Source organism: Pseudomonas sp. GW821-FHT03E01 (genome assembly GCF_059420765.1).
This window is the reverse complement of the sequence record NZ_JBWKUI010000008.1, coordinates 162,377-179,456: the sequence shown is the minus strand read 5'-3', so window position 1 is coordinate 179,456 and position 17,080 is coordinate 162,377. Positions and strand designations below refer to the sequence as shown.

Below are 17,080 nucleotides of genomic sequence, written 5' to 3'. Positions count from 1 at the left end.
AGCAGTCGCATAATCAGAGATTACGGCACGCCAGACAGACCGCATTAGCCGGATTCACGACTGCTTCGCAGCCGGACGCAGCCTCGCTGGAGCTCGACAGCTGCTACAGCCAGACGCAGCCTTCGGCAGCAGCTACAGAAAGAGCGCCGCAGTTTTTTATATATGCAGCCATAACGAAAAATGCCCCGCATCTTTCGATACGAGGCATTTTCTTGAAAAGCCAACCTGAGCAGGCCGGCCTTTCGGCATCGGAAGCTGGACTTAAGCCAGTTTTTCCTTGATGCGAGCTGCTTTACCGGACAGGTCACGCAGGTAGTACAGCTTGGCCTTACGTACATCACCGCGACGCTTGACAGCCATGCTGTCGATTTGCGGGCTGTAGGTCTGGAAAGTACGCTCTACACCAACACCGTTGGAGATTTTACGAACGGTGAAAGCACTGTTTACGCCGCGGTTACGCTTGGCGATAACTACGCCTTCGAACGCTTGCAGACGCGAACGATCGCCTTCCTTCACTTTCACCTGAACGACAATGGTGTCGCCCGGGGCAAAGGTAGGGATCTCTTTAGTCATCTGCTCTGCTTCGAGTGCAAGGATGATTTTGTTAGTCATGCTGTGCTCCTAAGGTAAATCGTCGGATCTACCATCGATACGTTGTTAACTATCGTCCCGCTCGCGGATGTATTCCTCGAGCAGCTTCTTCTCTTCTCCAGAAAGCGAGCGGCTTTCCAGAAGATCGGCGCGTCGTTCATAGGTCCGACCAAGGGACTGCTGTAAACGCCAACGCCGGATGTGCGCGTGATTGCCACTTAGCAATACGTCGGGAACACGCTGATCCGCATACACCTCCGGTCGGGTGTAGTGCGGGCAATCCAGCAAACCATCCGTAAAGGAATCTTCCTCAGCGGAGTCCGCATGCCCTAAAGCTCCAGGCAGCAGTCGTGTAACCGCATCGATCAGGACCATCGCCGGCAGCTCGCCGCCAGACAGGACATAGTCGCCAATCGACCACTCTTCATCGACATGAGCATCAATAAAACGCTCGTCAATGCCTTCATAGCGGCCGGCAATCAGGATCAATGCATCCAGATTCGCCAACTCGCGTACCGCCGACTGTGTCAGTTGACGGCCTTGGGGGGACAGGTAAATTACCTTCGCCGCCTCCCCGGCTGCTGCCTTGGCCTGAACCAGAGCATCTTCCAGGGGCTTGATCTTCATCACCATGCCCGGACCACCGCCAAATGGGCGATCATCCACAGTGTGATGTCGATCCGTCGTGTAGTCTCGCGGATTCCAACAGGTAAGCTGCAACAGCCCCTGTTTCACCGCCCGACTGGTGATGCCGTACTCGCTGATGGCGGAGAACATCTCGGGAAACAAACTGATCACTTCTACGCGCAGGTTAGCCACGTTTAGAAGTCCGCATCCCATTCCACCTTCATCTCGCCCGCTGCCAGATCGACGGCCAACACGCATTGCTCGGTATACGGCAACAGGCGTTCGCGATCATCCAGGCTGCCAGCGCAAGGCTTGACCACCATTACATCATTGGCGCCGGTTTCCAGAAGATGATCGATTTTCCCGAACAATTGCCCGTGAGTATCGATGACCTTCAGACCTTCCAGCTGGTACCAGTAGTACTCGCCATCGGTCAATTCAGGGAACAGGTTGCGCGGCACGCAGATCTCATAACCAGCCAGAAGACGAGCTTCTTCACGATCATCAAGACCCTTGAGCTTTGCGACCAGGAACTTGTCGTTCCCGCGTCCGCTGACCAGCTCGACCTGTTTTACGCTGCCTTCGCGCCTGAGCGTCCAGGTTTTGTAGTCCAACAGGTTTTTAATCGGATCAGTAAAGGAATACACCTTCACTTCGCCGCGAACGCCGTGAACAGAATAAATCTTGCCGATAACGATCAAATCATCAGCAACAGCTGGCGTCGCGTTCATATTGCTCAGGCCGCAGCCTTAGCAGATTCCTTCAACAACTGAGCAACGCGCTCAGAAGGCTGTGCACCAACGCTCAGCCAGTAGGCTACGCGCTCTTGGTTCACGGACAGACGAACTTCTTGACCACGAGCAACAGGGTTGAAGAAACCAACCTGTTCCTTGTGCGAACCGTCACGCGGGTTGCGGCTGTCGGTTACGGTCAAGTGGTAAAACGGGCGCTTTTTGGAGCCGCCAAGGGCAAGACGGATTGTTAGCATGTGAACATCGTTCCTGTAGTCGGTGCTGCAAATCTAAATGCACAGCGGGCATAGGTGCCCGAAAGGCCGCATATTCTAAGGAATATCCGGACTTTTGCAAATGTCTTTTTCCGGCGCCTATCGGCGTGCCATCCAGATTTGCTATAGAGCCATCGTTGAAGATGGCCAGTCAGCTCCCGCCAAGTGCGGGTTTGCTGGAGATCCCACGTCCGTGTGGGTCGGCGCAGGAGCAAGCTCCTGCGCGAATTCTTTACATCTTGGGCATGCCGCCGCCGGGCAACATACCGCCCATGCCGCGCATCATTTTGGCCATTCCGCCTTTCGCGGAGAATTTCTTCATCATCTTCTGCATCTGCTTGTGCTGCTTGATCAAGCGACCGATGTCCTGCACCTGGGTGCCGGAACCCATGGCGATCCGGCGCTTGCGCGAACCACTGATCAGCTCAGGGTCGCGGCGCTCGGCCGGGGTCATGGAATTGATGATGGCTTCCATCTGCTTGAATTGCTTCTCTGCCGCACCCTGGGCATTGCCCATCTGCGCCAGGTTCACACCACCGATATTCGGCAGTTTGTCCATGAGGCCGCCGAGACCGCCCATGTTCTTCATCTGTTGCAGCTGATCGCGGAAGTCTTCGAGGTCGAAGCCCTTGCCCTTCTTCAGCTTCTTGGCCAGCTTGTCGGCCTTGTCCTTGTCGAGGGTCGCTTCGGCCTGTTCGATCAGGCTGAGCACGTCGCCCATGCCGAGGATGCGCGATGCGATACGCTCAGGGTGGAACGGCTCGAGCGCTTCGCTCTTCTCGCCCATACCGATGAACTTGATCGGCTTGCCGGTAATGGCACGTACCGACAGTGCGGCACCGCCACGGGCATCACCGTCGACCTTGGTCAGGATCACACCGGTCAGCGGCAATGCATCACCGAAGGCCTTGGCCGTGTTGGCGGCGTCCTGGCCGGTCATGGCATCGACCACGAACAGGGTTTCGACCGGATTGATCGCGGCGTGCAGCGCCTTGATCTCGCCCATCATCTCTTCGTCGATGTGCAAACGACCAGCGGTGTCGACGATGACCACGTCGATGAATTTCAGCTTGGCTTCTTTAATAGCCGCTTGCGCAATGTCAACCGGCTTCTGGCTCAGGTCGGACGGGAAGAACGTCACGCCGATATCGTTGGCCAGGGTTTCCAGCTGCTTGATCGCCGCAGGACGGTAAACGTCCGCGGACACGACCATGACCGACTTCTTCTTGCGCTCCTTAAGGAAGCGCGCCAGTTTGCCGGCGGTGGTGGTTTTACCCGCACCCTGCAAACCGGCCATCAGAACCACGGCCGGTGGAACGGCGCTCAGGTTCAAATCTTCGTTGGCTGCGCCCATCAAGCTTTCGAGTTCGGCCTGGACGATCTTCACGAAGGCCTGGCCCGGCGTCAGGCTGCGCGACACCTCGGTGCCGACAGCGCGTTCCTTGACCGAATTGACGAAGTCTTTGACCACCGGCAAGGCGACGTCGGCTTCGAGCAACGCCATGCGCACTTCACGCAGGGTGTCTTTGATGTTGTCTTCGGTCAGCTTGGCCTTGCCGGTGACATGGCGCAGCGTCTGTGAGAGACGGTCGGTTAAGTTTTCAAACATTGCGCGATCCTTTCAGGCCCTGTGTAGACCGGGATAATGGCGGCCCAGACCGGAATCAACATGTGCTCGGCGAGCCTGCGGCGTGGGCAGGTCGCGGATTATAGCGAAGACTGCGTCTGGCGGACACCTCGCCGTCAGCTTGTATGGTCTTTCGTGCCGTATGGGTTCTATGCCAAACTCAACGCCTTTCGGGCCTGCCTAACAGGATTTATGCTCCCCTTGTCACCCAGCTTGCTTACCACCCTCGCCGCCGCCTGCTTATATGCCGCTGCGACCTTCTATCAAGGCACTCGCCTGGCCACCGGTGCCAAGGCGAACAAACGCCTGCTGGTCACGCTCGGCGTACTGGCCGTGCTGGCCCACAGCGCCAGCCTGATCAGCTATCTGCTGACTCCGGTCGGCCTGGCCCTGGACTTTTTCAGCGCCGCCAGCCTGATTGCCGCAGCGGTCATCGCCCTGACCCTGCTGGCCTGCTCACGGATTCCAGTGGAAAACCTGCTTGTATTGCTGTTCCCGCTGGGCGCCGCAACAGTGTTGCTGGCACAGTTCGCCCCCGCCGGCACGGTGCAGGTCATCGACGAAGAGCCAGGCATTCTCGCCCACATTCTCTTGTCGATCCTCGCTTATGGCATGTTCACCATCGCGGTGTTCCAGGCCTTGCTGCTGCTGGTTCAGGACCATCAGCTCAAGCACAAGCATCCGTCCGGGCTGATCAAGAACTTCCCGCCGCTGCAAACCATGGAAAGCCTGCTGTTCGGTTTCCTCTGGGCCGGCTGGAGCCTGCTGTCGTTGTCGCTGATTTCCGGCTGGCTGTTCGTCGAGAACCTGTTCGCCCAGCACCTGGTGCATAAAACCCTGCTGGCGTGCCTGGCCTGGATCGTGTTCAGCGTGCTGCTCTGGGGGCGCAACCGTCTCGGCTGGCGCGGACACAAAGCCATCCGCTGGACCCTTGCCGGTTTCTGCCTGCTGATGCTGGCGTATTTCGGCAGCAAGCTGGTCCGCGAATACATTCTGCACATCTGACGGGCGGCATTAATGGACGACTTGCCCATAGGACCGATGCTCGCGGTGCTGGCCCTGCTGATTTTATGGTCGGGGCTGTTTACCGCCATCGAAGTTGCGCAACAGCAATTACTGGCCCAGCGCACGGCCTCGCGCTCCAGCGACAAACCCGTGGCCAAGCTGAGCTTCCCGCTCAACAGCCTGATCCTCTGCAACACCTTATGCCGCGCGCTGGTGGTGGTCATCAGCACCTTGCTGGCGATTTTCACCTGGGCGCAAAACGGCCCCTGGATTGCCTGCCTCGGTGCCGGCGCAATGTTGCTGGTGTTCGCCGACTACCTGCCACGCGCCCTCGCCGCACGCTATCCGGATGCCGTCCTGGCCTTGGGCAACACACTGCTCGGCATACCGCTGAAAATCGTCTATCCCGCCGCATGGCTACTCAATGGCATCAGCCAACTGCTGATGCGGCCATTCGCCCGCAAAATCAACGTGGTGCAGCAAAGCGAAGACGAGACACCGGCAGATCGGCACGACGATCACGAACATGCGGCTTATCGCCCACTGTCAGGCATCCACGCACTGGATAACATCACGGTCAACGATATTCTGGTGCCACGCAGCGACGTCGACGGGATCAACCTGGACGACCCCCTCGAAGAAATCATCGAGCAACTGCGCCACAACAGGCGCACCCGCCTGCCGGTATTCCACAGCGACATCAACCAGGTCGAAGCGGTGCTCAACACCCGGCAGATCCGTCATTTGTTGCCGGATTCAAGCCTGACTGTGGAAGCGCTGCTGGCGGCCAGTCACGAACCGTACTTCGTGCCGGAAAGCACACCGTTGCAACTGCAATTGCTGAATTTCCACAAGCAGCAGCGGCGCTTGGGCATGGTGGTCGACGAGTACGGGGAAGTACTGGGTATCGTGACCCTGGAAGATATTCTCGAAGAAATCGTCGGAGAGTTCGAAAGCCAGCACAGCCTGGATAACCCGCACATTCACCCGCAGGCCGATGGCCGACTGGTGATTGATGGCGCAGCGTCCATCCGCGAGCTGAACAAGAGCCTCGGCTGGCATTTGCCCAGCGATGGTCCGAAAACCCTAAACGGCTTGGTGACCGAGGCGTTGGAGACGATTCCGGACAGTGCGGTGTGCCTGAAGATCGGACGATACCGACTGGAGATTCTGGAGACTGAAGAAAATCGCGTCACGCGCGTGCTGATCTGGCATACCAGCTCAGCGCCTGCGTTTATCCGTTAACGGGTTAAAACAACCGCCCCTCTTGTTCGATAGTTAGCCACCTTCCTATAATCGAGCCGGCTTACCCAAGCCTCCCACCGAACCACATGCTTACCCCGCATGCAGCAGGTTCCGGCCAGATCTTCGACACCATCCGTACCACTGCGGCGACTGTTCCTACCTTGAACAGCGACCGATCCTCAACCCACATCCCTGGGTATTCGACCATAATAATTCGCTCCACTGGGGCACATGACTGTCAGGGATAACGACATGACGACCAGCACAACGTTCAGCGACACCGCGCCTGCCCAACCGACGAACTCCGCCACCCGCGTGGCTACCGCGAGTTTCATCGGCACGGCCATCGAGTTCTACGACTTCTACGTCTATGCCACCGCCGCAGCATTGGTGATCGGCCCGGTGTTCTTTCCACAAACCTCCGGCACCGCGCAGATGCTGTCGGCATTCCTCACCTTCGGCATCGCTTTCCTTGCGCGGCCGCTGGGTTCGGCGTTGTTCGGCCATTTTGGTGACCGCATCGGACGCAAATCGACACTGGTTGCGTCCTTGCTGCTGATGGGCGTGTGCACCACGCTGATCGGCGTACTGCCGGGTTACGACAGTATTGGCGCCTGGGCGCCGATCCTGCTTTGCGTGCTGCGCTTCGGCCAAGGCCTGGGACTGGGCGGCGAATGGGGCGGCGCCGCATTGCTGGCCACGGAGAACGCACCCAAAGGCAAGCGCGCCTGGTTCGGCATGTTTCCGCAACTCGGCCCATCGATCGGATTTCTGGCGGCCAACGGCCTGTTCCTGACCCTGGCCATGAGCCTGAACGACGAGCAATTCCGTTCGTGGGGCTGGCGGATTCCGTTCCTGCTCAGTGCCGCGCTGGTGATGGTCGGCTTGTACGTACGCCTCAAGCTCCACGAAACCCCGGTGTTCGCCAACGCCGTGGCTCGCCAGGAGCGGGTGAAGATTCCGCTGGTCGAGCTGTTCAGCCAATACTGGGCACCGATGCTGCTGGGCGCCGGGTCGATGGTGGTGTGCTATGCACTGTTTTACATCTCGACAGTGTTTTCGCTGAGTTACGGTGTGTCGACGCTTGGCTACACCCGGGAAACCTTTCTCGCCCTGCTGTGTTTCGCGGTGCTGTTCATGGCGGCCGCAACACCGCTGTCGGCCTGGGCCAGCGACCGTTTCGGGCGTAAGCCGGTGCTGATCATCGGCGGCGTGCTGGCGATTCTGTCCGGATTCTTGATGGAACCGCTGCTGACCCATGGCTCGACCTGGGGCGTGGCGTTGTTCCTGTGCATAGAACTGTTTCTGATGGGCGTGACGTTTGCGCCGATGGGCGCGCTGCTGCCGGAGCTGTTTCCGACCCACGTGCGCCATACCGGCGCATCGGCGGCTTACAACCTGGGCGGTATTGTCGGTGCCTCGGCGGCACCGTTCTTTGCGCAGAAACTGGTGGCGATGGGTGGCTTGAGTTATGTCGGCGGGTATGTGTCGGGGGCGGCAGTACTGAGCTTGATCGCAGTGCTGTGCCTGAAGGAGACACGCAATAACGATTTGAATCGGGTTGCCTGAAGCCAAAAGCTTCGCGGGCAAGCCTCGCTCCTACGGGTCATTTGTCGAACGCACTTGCGTCTTGACGTGATCCCTGTAGGAGCGAGGCTTGCCCGCGAATGCCGCGCCTCGGTTTACAGCTCGACTACAACAGCCTGAGCAGCACGGGTCGCTTTTGCACGAGCAGCTTCGATAGACTCGTCGCGAGCCAACGCAACCCCCATCCGCCGCTGGCCATTGACTTCAGGCTTGCCGAACAGACGCAACGCAGTATCCGGCTCGCTCAACGCTGCACCCAGGTTGGCGAAAGCGGTCTGAGTCGACTGCCCTTCCACCAGAATCACCGCCGACGCCGATGGGCCGAACTGACGGATCAGTGGAATCGGCAGGCCCAGGATCGCCCGTGCGTGCAGTGCGAACTGCGACAGGTCCTGGGAAATCAGGGTCACCAGACCGGTGTCATGCGGGCGCGGCGAGACTTCGCTGAACCACACCTGATCACCCTTGATGAACAACTCGACGCCAAACAGGCCACGACCGCCCAAGGCTTCGGTGACCGCTTTGGCGACGCGCTCGGATTCGGCCAAAGCAACCGGGCTCATGGCTTGTGGCTGCCAGGATTCCTGGTAGTCGCCCTTCTCCTGACGGTGACCGACAGGCGCACAGAACGTAGTGCCGCCGACGTGACGCACAGTCAGCAGAGTGATTTCGTAGTCGAAGTCGATGAAGCCTTCGATGATCACGCGACCTTTACCGGCGCGGCCGCCTTCTTGAGCGTAATCCCAGGCTTTCTGCACGTCATCGACGCTGCGCAGCAGGCTCTGGCCCTTGCCCGAGGAACTCATGACCGGTTTGACCACGCACGGGAAGCCCAGGTCTTCGACTGCCTTACGGTAGTCCTCGAAGGTGTCGGCGAAGTGGTACGGCGATGTCGGCAGGTCCAGCTCTTCAGCGGCCAGGCGACGGATGCCTTCGCGGTTCATGGTCAACTGTGCGGCGCGGGCAGTCGGGATCACGGTGAAGCCTTCGGACTCCAGCTCCACCAGGGTCGCGGTGGCGATGGCTTCGATTTCCGGCACGATGAAGTGCGGTTTCTCGGCTTCGATCACCGCACGCAGGGCGGCACCGTCGAGCATATTGATCACATGGCTGCGATGGGCGACTTGCATGGCCGGCGCATTGGCGTAGCGATCCACGGCAATCACTTCAACGCCCAGGCGTTGCAGCTCGATCACCACTTCCTTGCCCAACTCACCACAGCCACACATCAATACGCGGGTGGCGGTTGGCGACAATGGAGTTCCGATACGGGTCATCTCAGGTCCTCAAAGGAGCGGATCATCGAGGGAAGCGCGCTTCCCATGGGGAGAAAGCGCGGCATTTTACATGAACCTGAGGGTTTGGCTTCAGCTGACGACAGCCTGTTTACGCAGGCGCCATGCCATGGCCAACCAGACCACGGTGACGCCCGCGAACTTCGAACCCAGCGCAGTGAAGATCACGCCCGGTGTGAGCGCATCGATCATGCCGAAGAAGATGAAGGTGTCCAGCGGGATGCTCAGGGCCGAACTTATCCACAGGCGATCGTGCAACGGGCGCTTGGTGAGGCTGAACACCAGCCAGTCGATGCACTCGGACACGGCGAACGCCGTGGCACTGGCGAGAGCAATTGAGGGATCGGAGGTAACGTAAGACAGCCCCAGCGCCACCAGCATCGCCGCGATCGCGCCATGGCCGAAGCGGGTTTGCACCATGTCGCGCAGCACGAACACCAGGCCACCCCAGGCCGACCAGATGATGTCCAGGTGCGGGGCGGTGGAAAAGGCGTAATTGATCAGCACGACGCTGCTGATGTAGGCGATCAGGAAGAGCATGGACGGGAGATACCTGTCAATTTTGTGCACAGGGTACTTCATCTTCAGCGCACAGATAACCTGTGGCGAGGGGGCTTGCCCCCGTTCGGCTGCGCAGCAGTCGTGAAATCAGCAAACGCCGTACGCCTGAAAGAATGAAGTCGCAGGTTTAGCGCCGCTTCGCAACGCAACGGGGGCAAGCCCCCTCGCCACAAAAGCCGCGCTACCACAAAAAATCAGGAATCGGATTTGGAAGGCAACATCCAGATCAGCCCACTCGACTTCGCCCGCTCATGACACAACCCCAGCACCTTGCGCCGCTCCTCGTTGTCCATCCGGCTCCAGCGGGTGATCTCTTCCACCGTGCGTTGACACCCGGTGCAAATGTCATCCTCATCCAGCGCACAAATGTTCACGCACGGCGACGGGACCGGTCGCTCACGTTCAGGTGTGCTCATTGTTCCTGCTCGACCAGATCGCGGGCATAACGCTGCGAGTTGTGCACATAGTGCGCGGCGCTGGCTTCGAGCATCTTCTTCTGCGGCTCGGTCAGTTCGCGTACCACCTTGCCCGGCGAGCCCATTACCAGCGAGCCGTCCGGAATTTCCTTGCCTTCACCGATCAGCGAGTTGGCGCCGATGATGCAGTTCTTGCCGATTTTCGCGCCGTTGAGGATCACTGCGTTGATGCCGATCAGACTGTAATCGCCCACCGTGCAGCCGTGGAGCATGGCATTGTGACCGATGGTCACGCCGGTACCGATGGTCAGCGGATAGCCCATGTCGGTGTGCATCACGGTGCCGTCCTGCACGTTGCTGTTCTTGCCGATCAGGATCAATTCGTTGTCGCCACGCAACACGGCGTTGAACCAGACGTTGGCGCCCTCTTCCAGTTTGACCTTGCCCACCAGCACGGCATTGGGTGCGACCCAGCTCTGCGGGTGGGTCTCGACGCGGGCGTCGCCCAGGCGGTATTTCATCTTGTTGTCCTCACGACCAGGCTGGCTCACTAGCGAAAAGCAGGATTCACGCCATACGAGCGATGGCTTCAGGTGTTGATAAAACTCTTGGGCGGTTGATGCAGGCTGATTTTCGCGTCATAGAGCAGGTTGATCAACTCGACGATCATGATCGCCGTCAACCCCCAGATCTTGTACTCGCCATAACGATAGCTCGGCACATACCAACTGTGGCCCTGATAGTCGATGCGGTGGGTGTGCTCGCGCGGGTCCTTGCGGAAGAATTCCAGAGGCACGCTGAACACTGCGGCGATCTCGGCATCGTTGGCCAGGTATTCGACGAAATCCGGAATCACGCCGACATAGGGCGTGACCTTGATGCCGTGCAGGGAGATCAGCGGGCTCAGTGGGCCGATCACTTCGACCAGCCCCGGCGGCAGGCCGATTTCTTCTTCGGCCTCGCGCAGAGCGGTAAAGATCAGATCAGGGTCTTCAGGGTCGCGTCGACCGCCGGGAAAAGCGACTTCACCGCCATGGGTCGAGAGCCCGCTGGCGCGAAGGGTCAGGACCAGTTCAGGTTCGTCACTGCGCGTGATGGGCACCAATACCGCGGCTTCGGGGAAACGTCGGTCGGTTTCCAGCGTACGCGGTGTGTGATTGCTTACCCGGTGCAGTAGCTCGTCCAGCATGAGTCTTCTCGATCTGTGCCTTACCCTGCATCATGCACCAATCGCACCGGCCGCCCAACCCCCGAAAAGCCTCATGTCGCGAAACGACAACTTGCCGACCGACACCGCTGCACGCCAAGATAGGCGCAGCATTCAGGAACCCAAGCATGAAATATTGCAGTCAATGCGGCAACCCGGTAACCCAGCGCATTCCCGAAGGCGATTCGCGCCTGCGTTTTGTCTGCGACAGCTGTCATACCATTCATTACCAGAACCCCAATATCGTCGCCGGTTGCGTGCCGACCTGGGGTTCGAAGGTATTGCTGTGCCGTCGCGCCATCGAGCCACGGCTCGGTTATTGGACCCTGCCCGCCGGTTTCATGGAAAACGGTGAGACCATCGAACAGGCCGCCATTCGCGAGACCGCCGAAGAAGCTTGCGCCCGGGTACGCAACCTGAGCATCTATACGCTGATCGATGTGCCGCACATCAGTCAGGTGCATGTGTTCTTTCGCGCCGAGCTTGTGGATCTGGATTTTCGCGCAGGCCCCGAGAGCCTGGAAGTGCAGCTGTTCGAAGAGGCCGACATTCCTTGGGGCGAACTGGCTTTCCGCACGGTCGGCCGTACATTAGAATGCTTCTTCGCTGACCGGCGGACCGAGGTCTACCCCGTGCGGTCCGAATCGATCCCGCCACTCGCTCAGCCTGCCATCATCTAAGCACTTGTTAGTAAAAAACCATCTATAAATAAAATAGTCGCGACACCTCTTAGGGATATCGTTTCAATGCGCTGGTTGCTTGCCCTGTTTTGCTTATCGTTCGTCGCAGTCTCCCAGGCTTCCGTCGCGGCCGCCCCGGACGGCAAAGTCATCGAAAAAGTTCTGGTCCTAAAATCTGCCCATCAGTTGCAGTTGATCAACGACGGCAAGCCGTTCAAGACCTATCGCATTTCCCTGGGCAAACGCCCCATCGGCCCAAAACTGATGGAAGGTGATAAACGCACCCCCGAAGGCCTTTACTGGCTGGACTGGCGCAAGACCAGCGAACGTTTCAACCTGGCGATGCACATCTCCTACCCCAACATCAGCGACTCCGCCCGCGCCCGGCGCGAAGGCGTCGAGCCTGGCGGCATGATCATGATCCACGGTACTCCAGACACCGAAGAGAACCCGGAAAACCTGTTCCACACGCTGGACTGGACCGATGGCTGCATCGCCATGCGCAACATGGACATGCGTGAAGTCTGGGGTCTGGTACCGGACGGCACGATGATCGAAATCCGCCCGTAACTTCCCCCCCCATAATGATCATTCCCACGCAGAGCGTGGGAATGATCAAGTGTGTTCTGGCTGCTACCTTCGGTCGGCTTCGAAAAAATAGATCAGAAGATCACGGATCAGGTCAGAGGTTAAATCCCGAGCAATAAAAAACCCGCTGAAGAATCAGCGGGTTTCTCATTGCAGCGGCCAGAGAATCAAAAATCCTCTAACCGCCATACCTCGTAAGCCGGCGTCTCATAGGGATGACTCTCTTTCAGAGCCACCACCACCGCCCGGATCAACTCATCGCTGACCACAAGCTCAACCTTCCATTCCTCAACCTGCTCGACCTGCCCAGCCTCGCCAATGAACGGCTGACTGCCCTCCAGCGGACGAAACTGACCCAAGCCAAACACCTGCCACGCACAGTGGTCATAAGCCCCGATCCGCCCGCCACCGGCGGCGAATACAGCGCTTTTGACCACTTCAACATGACTGGCCGGAACAAAAAAGCAGAGCTTGTACACGGCAATCAGCTCCCCGCTCTTAGTTCACCCAGACGCGAGCGTTACGGAACATACGCATCCAAGGTGCGTCTTCGTTCCAGTCTTCCGAACGCCACGAGTTCTGCACCGCGCGGAACACACGCTCCGGGTGCGGCATCATGATGGTCACGCGACCGTCGCGGCTGGTCAAACCGGTGATACCGCGCGGCGAGCCGTTCGGGTTGGCCGGGTATTTCTCGGTGACCTTGCCGTGGTTGTCGACGAAACGCATCGCCACGCAACCCGACAGATCGGCTTGCAGCAACGCTTCTTCGCTGGCGAATTCGGCATGGCCTTCACCGTGGGCGATGGCGATCGGCATGCGCGAACCGGCCATGCCCTGCAGGAAGATCGAGTTCGACTCCTGGATCTGAACCATGGCCACGCGGGCTTCGAACTGCTCGGAACGGTTGCGCACGAAGTGCGGCCAGAACTCGCTGCCCGGGATCAGCTCGTGCAGGTTGGACATCATCTGGCAACCGTTGCACACGCCGAGGGTGAAGCTGTCGGTACGTTCGAAGAAGCCCTGGAAGGCATCGCGAGCGCGACTGTTGAACAGCGCGGACTTGGCCCAGCCTTCGCCGGCCCCCAGTACGTCGCCGTAGGAGAAACCGCCGCAAGCGACCATGCCCTTGAAGTCGTTCAGGTCGACACGGCCAGCCAGGATGTCGCTCATGTGCACGTCGATCGCGTTGAAACCGGCACGGTCGAACGCGGCCGCCATTTCCACCTGACCGTTGACGCCCTGCTCACGCAGCACGGCAACCTGTGGGCGAATGCCTTTCTTGATGTAAGGCGCGGCGACGTCCTGGTTGACGTCATAGCTGAGCTTGACGCTCAGGCCCGGGTTGTCTTCTTCCAGCAGCACGTCGAACTCTTGTTCGGCGCAGTCGGCGTTATCACGCAGACGCTGGATCTGGTAGCTGGTTTCAGCCCACTGACGTTGCAGCAGACGACGCTGACCTTCGAATACGGTATCGCCGTTGAACGTGATGCTGATCTCGCCGTTGTTCATCGGCTGACCGATCACCGATACGCAGTCGCCCAGGCCAGCAGCGCTGAACTGCGCGAGGATATCCGCGGTGGCGTCCTGGCGAACCTGGATCACAGCGCCCAGTTCTTCGTTGAACAGGATCGCGGCGATATCGGCGGAAGTCTCTGCCAGACCGTCGAGGTTCAGGCTCAGGCCGCAGTGGCCGGCAAACGCCATTTCCACCACGCTGGTCAGCAGACCACCGTCGGAACGGTCGTGGTAAGCCAGCAGGTGACCGTCGGCGTTGAGGCCCTGGATCACGGCGAAGAAGGCTTTCAGGTCTTCGGCGTCATCGACGTCCGGTGCCTGTTTGCCGAGCTTGCCGTGAACCTGAGCGAGGATCGAGGCACCCATGCGGTTCTGGCCGCGACCGAGGTCGATCAGGATCAGGTCGGTTGTGCCCTTGTCCATGCGCAGTTGCGGGGTCAGGGTCTGACGGATGTCAGCCACTGGCGCGAAACCGGTCACGATCAGCGACATCGGCGAAGTGACAGCCTTATCGACACCTTCGTCGTTCCAGCGAGTGGCCATGGACATGGAGTCCTTGCCCACCGGGATGGTGATGCCCAGCTCAGGGCACAGTTCCATGCCGACCGCTTTCACGGTGTCATACAGACGTGCGTCTTCACCTGGGTGACCGGCAGCGGACATCCAGTTCGCCGACAGTTTGATGTCGGAGATCTTGGCGATGCGCGAGGCGGCGATGTTGGTCAGGGTTTCGCCGATGGCCATGCGGCCCGACGCCGGAGCGTCCAGCAGGGCCAGCGGAGTGCGCTCGCCCATGGCCATGGCTTCACCGGTATAAACGTCGAAGCTGGTGGCGGTAACGGCAACGTCGGCCACCGGAACCTGCCACGGGCCAACCATCTGGTCACGGGCCACGAGGCCGGTGATGGTGCGGTCGCCGATGGTGATCAGGAAGCTCTTGCTGGCCACGGCCGGGTGATGCAGGACGCGCTCGACGCAGTTGGCGATGTCGAGGGTCGACGGATCGAAATCGTCGCCCAGCTCGTTTTCACGAACCACCGAACGGTGCATGCGCGGGGCTTTGCCCAGCAGCACTTCGAGCGGCATGTCCACCGGGCTGTTGCCGAAGTGGCTGTCGGTCACGGTCAGTTGCGGCTCGGCAGTGGCTTCGCCGACTACCGCGAATGGGCAACGCTCACGCTCGCAGATCGCCTTGAAGCGTTCGAAGTCCGCCGGGCCGACTGCCAGAACGTAGCGTTCCTGGGATTCGTTACTCCAGATTTCGTGCGGGGCCATGCCCGGCTCGTCGTTTGGAATGTTGCGCAGTTCGAAACGGCCACCACGGTCGCCATCGTTGACCAGTTCCGGGAAGGCGTTGGACAGACCGCCCGCGCCGACGTCGTGGATGAAGCTGATCGGGTTTTTGTCGCCCAGTTGCCAGCAACGGTCGATGACTTCCTGGCAACGACGCTCCATCTCGGGGTTTTCACGTTGTACGGAAGCGAAGTCCAGGTCTGCCGAGCTGGTGCCGGTGGCCATGGAGGAAGCCGCGCCGCCACCCAGACCGATCAGCATCGCCGGGCCGCCAAGCACGATCAGCTTGGAGCCAACGACGATTTCGCCTTTCTTGACGTGTTCTTCACGGATGTTGCCCATGCCGCCAGCCAGCATGATCGGCTTGTGGTAACCGCGAACTTCGTCACCATGAGGGGTGGTGATCGACTGTTCGAAGGTACGGAAGTAACCGGTCAGCGCCGGACGGCCGAATTCATTGTTGAATGCAGCGCCGCCCAACGGGCCTTCGATCATGATGTCCAGCGCGGTAACGATGCGCTCGGGTTTGCCATACGGCACTTCCCACGGCTGTTCGAAGCCCGGGATCTGCAGGTTCGACACGGTGAAACCGGTCAAGCCAGCCTTTGGCTTGGCGCCGCGACCGGTGGCGCCTTCGTCGCGAATCTCGCCGCCACTACCGGTGGATGCGCCCGGGAACGGGGCAATCGCAGTCGGGTGGTTGTGCGTTTCGACTTTCATCAGGATGTGCACCGGTTCCTGCACCGCGCCGTACTGGCGGGTTTCAGGGTCCGGGAAGAAACGACCGGCCACGGAACCGACGATCACCGATGCGTTGTCCTTATAAGCCGACAGAACACCTTCGCTGTGCATCTGGTAGGTGTTCTTGATCATGCCGAACAGGCTTTTTTCCTGGCTCTGACCGTCGATGTCCCAACTGGCGTTGAAGATCTTGTGACGGCAGTGCTCGGAGTTCGCCTGGGCGAACATCATCAGTTCGATGTCGTGCGGGTTGCGCTTCAAACCAAGGAAGGCGTTGACCAGGTAGTCGATTTCGTCTTCGGCCAGGGCCAGGCCCAGCTCGGTGTTGGCTTTTTCCAGCGCGGCGCGGCCGCCACCCAGCACGTCGATCGCGGTCAGGGGCTTGGGTTCGGCGTGGCTGAACAGGCCGGAGGCTTGTTCGAGGTTGCCCAGCACAATCTGGGTCATGCGGTCGTGCAGCGCGTCTGCGATCAGCTGCGCTTCGGCGTCGCTGAACTGGCCGGCGACATAGAACGCGATGCCGCGTTCCAGGCGCTGGATCTTGGTCAGGCCGCAGTTGCGAGCGATATCGCTGGCTTTACTGGACCACGGCGAAATGGTGCCGAAACGCGGCAATACCAGGAACAGACGACCAGTGGGCTCTTGTACCGGAACGCTAGGGCCGTACTTCAGAAGGCGCGCGAGCACCTGCTGTTCGTCGCCGGTCAGGACGCCGGTAACTTCGGCGAAGTGAGCGAATTCAGCATACAAGCCGCTGACAGCTGGAACCTTCTGGCTCAGTTGCTCAAGGAGTTTGCTGTGGCGAAAGGCAGAAAGGGCAGGAGCGCCGCGCAGGATCAACATCTTCGGGACAGCCTCGGGAAGGGGTGTGCTTTGAGGCCGTGCATTCTAGCCTAAACCGCCCGCGACATCACCCGAAACGGTACACGCGGTTGCACCCGAACGTCGGGCCGGGTATTCGGGCCCTGAACAGGTGCGCGCCGGGGGTTATTTTTTCTGTCATAAAATGCTGTTCGGGCCCATTCCTGCGGGCTCCAAGCGGGTTTTTGAAGCCCTAGCAGACAAGCCCTTCTCTGTCGAGATATGGCGCTCG

Annotated in this window: 17 protein-coding genes; 5 read left to right on the top strand and 12 right to left on the bottom strand. The window is 59.7% G+C overall.

Features of this window, described 5'->3' with window-relative positions; translation table 11 throughout:
• Nucleotides 1–261: 261 nt before the first annotated feature.
• The 5 genes from rplS to ffh all read right to left on the bottom strand — a co-directional run bounded on the left by rplS (nucleotide 262) and on the right by ffh (nucleotide 3,833).
• On the bottom strand, nucleotides 262–612 hold the full coding sequence (gene rplS, locus AC07VO_RS15570; RefSeq protein WP_003175895.1) for a 50S ribosomal protein L19: 351 nt from the start codon (nucleotides 610–612) through the stop codon (nucleotides 262–264).
• Between the two features lie 45 nt (nucleotides 613–657).
• Nucleotides 658–1,431 carry a tRNA (guanosine(37)-N1)-methyltransferase TrmD gene (gene trmD, locus AC07VO_RS15565; RefSeq protein ID WP_172901170.1) on the bottom strand — a complete coding sequence of 258 codons (774 nt, stop codon included), beginning with the start codon at nucleotides 1,429–1,431 and terminating at the stop codon, nucleotides 658–660.
• Complete coding sequence (gene rimM / locus AC07VO_RS15560) at nucleotides 1,413–1,949, bottom strand: ribosome maturation factor RimM (RefSeq protein WP_086944744.1); 537 nt, start codon at nucleotides 1,947–1,949, stop codon at nucleotides 1,413–1,415. The genes trmD and rimM overlap by 19 nt, the downstream gene beginning before the upstream one ends.
• A 5-nt stretch (nucleotides 1,950–1,954) precedes the next feature.
• A complete protein-coding gene (gene rpsP / locus AC07VO_RS15555; protein WP_003198088.1) occupies nucleotides 1,955–2,206 on the bottom strand; it encodes a 30S ribosomal protein S16 in 252 nt (83 codons plus the stop codon).
• 250 nt (nucleotides 2,207–2,456) lie between these two features.
• A complete protein-coding gene (gene ffh, locus AC07VO_RS15550; protein WP_007941401.1) occupies nucleotides 2,457–3,833 on the bottom strand; it encodes a signal recognition particle protein in 1,377 nt (458 codons plus the stop codon).
• A 210-nt stretch (nucleotides 3,834–4,043) separates the two neighbouring features.
• Between ffh and AC07VO_RS15545 the strand changes: the two genes are divergently transcribed.
• The 3 genes from AC07VO_RS15545 to AC07VO_RS15535 all read left to right on the top strand — a co-directional run bounded on the left by AC07VO_RS15545 (nucleotide 4,044) and on the right by AC07VO_RS15535 (nucleotide 7,670).
• Nucleotides 4,044–4,856: a cytochrome C assembly family protein gene (locus AC07VO_RS15545; protein WP_018927074.1), complete on the top strand. Its 813-nt coding sequence runs from the start codon at nucleotides 4,044–4,046 to the stop codon at nucleotides 4,854–4,856.
• A 12-nt stretch (nucleotides 4,857–4,868) separates the two neighbouring features.
• A complete protein-coding gene (locus tag AC07VO_RS15540; protein ID WP_064620151.1) occupies nucleotides 4,869–6,101 on the top strand; it encodes a transporter associated domain-containing protein in 1,233 nt (410 codons plus the stop codon).
• A 252-nt stretch (nucleotides 6,102–6,353) separates the two neighbouring features.
• Nucleotides 6,354–7,670, top strand: coding sequence for an MFS transporter (locus AC07VO_RS15535; protein ID WP_086944743.1), 1,317 nt, complete (start codon nucleotides 6,354–6,356; stop codon nucleotides 7,668–7,670).
• A 113-nt stretch (nucleotides 7,671–7,783) separates the two neighbouring features.
• On the opposite strand, the gene purT is transcribed toward AC07VO_RS15535, so the two are convergent.
• The 5 genes from purT to AC07VO_RS15510 all read right to left on the bottom strand — a co-directional run bounded on the left by purT (nucleotide 7,784) and on the right by AC07VO_RS15510 (nucleotide 11,149).
• Nucleotides 7,784–8,965, bottom strand: coding sequence for a formate-dependent phosphoribosylglycinamide formyltransferase (gene purT, locus AC07VO_RS15530; protein ID WP_018927078.1), 1,182 nt, complete (start codon nucleotides 8,963–8,965; stop codon nucleotides 7,784–7,786).
• Between the two features lie 90 nt (nucleotides 8,966–9,055).
• A complete protein-coding gene (locus AC07VO_RS15525) occupies nucleotides 9,056–9,523 on the bottom strand; it encodes a VUT family protein (RefSeq protein WP_018927079.1) in 468 nt (155 codons plus the stop codon).
• Nucleotides 9,524–9,738: 215 nt separating this feature from the next.
• The gene (locus AC07VO_RS15520) at nucleotides 9,739–9,960 is read right to left on the bottom strand and encodes a DUF1289 domain-containing protein (protein ID WP_018927080.1); all 222 of its coding nucleotides are present in this window, start codon (nucleotides 9,958–9,960) and stop codon (nucleotides 9,739–9,741) included.
• Nucleotides 9,957–10,481, bottom strand: a complete 525-nt coding sequence (locus AC07VO_RS15515) for a gamma carbonic anhydrase family protein (RefSeq protein ID WP_007936184.1) — start codon at nucleotides 10,479–10,481, stop codon at nucleotides 9,957–9,959. The genes AC07VO_RS15520 and AC07VO_RS15515 overlap by 4 nt, the downstream gene beginning before the upstream one ends.
• A gap of 68 nt (nucleotides 10,482–10,549) precedes the next feature.
• Entirely contained in the window at nucleotides 10,550–11,149 is a 600-nt protein-coding gene (locus tag AC07VO_RS15510) for a CoA pyrophosphatase (protein WP_018927081.1), read from the bottom strand.
• A 146-nt stretch (nucleotides 11,150–11,295) separates the two neighbouring features.
• Here AC07VO_RS15510 and AC07VO_RS15505 point away from each other — a divergent pair, with 146 nt between their 5' ends.
• Nucleotides 11,296–11,847: an NUDIX hydrolase gene (locus tag AC07VO_RS15505; RefSeq protein ID WP_086944741.1), complete on the top strand. Its 552-nt coding sequence runs from the start codon at nucleotides 11,296–11,298 to the stop codon at nucleotides 11,845–11,847.
• Between the two features lie 66 nt (nucleotides 11,848–11,913).
• The gene (locus AC07VO_RS15500) at nucleotides 11,914–12,417 is read left to right on the top strand and encodes a L,D-transpeptidase family protein (RefSeq protein WP_086944740.1); all 504 of its coding nucleotides are present in this window, start codon (nucleotides 11,914–11,916) and stop codon (nucleotides 12,415–12,417) included.
• Between the two features lie 185 nt (nucleotides 12,418–12,602).
• On the opposite strand, the gene AC07VO_RS15495 is transcribed toward AC07VO_RS15500, so the two are convergent.
• Together AC07VO_RS15495 and purL are read right to left on the bottom strand one after the other, a co-directional pair.
• Nucleotides 12,603–12,914: a YqfO family protein gene (locus AC07VO_RS15495; RefSeq protein WP_018927084.1), complete on the bottom strand. Its 312-nt coding sequence runs from the start codon at nucleotides 12,912–12,914 to the stop codon at nucleotides 12,603–12,605.
• 19 nt (nucleotides 12,915–12,933) lie between these two features.
• On the bottom strand, nucleotides 12,934–16,830 hold the full coding sequence (gene purL / locus AC07VO_RS15490; protein ID WP_018927085.1) for a phosphoribosylformylglycinamidine synthase: 3,897 nt from the start codon (nucleotides 16,828–16,830) through the stop codon (nucleotides 12,934–12,936).
• Between the last annotated feature and the right edge of the window lie 250 nt (nucleotides 16,831–17,080).

Coding starts and splice junctions, on each gene's coding strand:
- rplS (WP_003175895.1), bottom strand. CDS start 612: ATGACTAACAAAATCATCCTTGCACTCGAAGCAGAGCAGATGACTAAA.
- AC07VO_RS15540 (WP_064620151.1), top strand. CDS start 4,869: ATGGACGACTTGCCCATAGGACCGATGCTCGCGGTGCTGGCCCTGCTG.
- AC07VO_RS15545 (WP_018927074.1), top strand. CDS start 4,044: ATGCTCCCCTTGTCACCCAGCTTGCTTACCACCCTCGCCGCCGCCTGC.
- AC07VO_RS15515 (WP_007936184.1), bottom strand. CDS start 10,481: ATGAAATACCGCCTGGGCGACGCCCGCGTCGAGACCCACCCGCAGAGC.
- purL (WP_018927085.1), bottom strand. CDS start 16,830: ATGTTGATCCTGCGCGGCGCTCCTGCCCTTTCTGCCTTTCGCCACAGC.
- AC07VO_RS15500 (WP_086944740.1), top strand. CDS start 11,914: ATGCGCTGGTTGCTTGCCCTGTTTTGCTTATCGTTCGTCGCAGTCTCC.
- AC07VO_RS15525 (WP_018927079.1), bottom strand. CDS start 9,523: ATGCTCTTCCTGATCGCCTACATCAGCAGCGTCGTGCTGATCAATTAC.
- AC07VO_RS15535 (WP_086944743.1), top strand. CDS start 6,354: ATGACGACCAGCACAACGTTCAGCGACACCGCGCCTGCCCAACCGACG.
- AC07VO_RS15510 (WP_018927081.1), bottom strand. CDS start 11,149: ATGCTGGACGAGCTACTGCACCGGGTAAGCAATCACACACCGCGTACG.
- AC07VO_RS15505 (WP_086944741.1), top strand. CDS start 11,296: ATGAAATATTGCAGTCAATGCGGCAACCCGGTAACCCAGCGCATTCCC.
- ffh (WP_007941401.1), bottom strand. CDS start 3,833: ATGTTTGAAAACTTAACCGACCGTCTCTCACAGACGCTGCGCCATGTC.
- rpsP (WP_003198088.1), bottom strand. CDS start 2,206: ATGCTAACAATCCGTCTTGCCCTTGGCGGCTCCAAAAAGCGCCCGTTT.
- trmD (WP_172901170.1), bottom strand. CDS start 1,431: ATGGGATGCGGACTTCTAAACGTGGCTAACCTGCGCGTAGAAGTGATC.
- rimM (WP_086944744.1), bottom strand. CDS start 1,949: ATGAACGCGACGCCAGCTGTTGCTGATGATTTGATCGTTATCGGCAAG.
- purT (WP_018927078.1), bottom strand. CDS start 8,965: ATGACCCGTATCGGAACTCCATTGTCGCCAACCGCCACCCGCGTATTG.
- AC07VO_RS15520 (WP_018927080.1), bottom strand. CDS start 9,960: ATGAGCACACCTGAACGTGAGCGACCGGTCCCGTCGCCGTGCGTGAAC.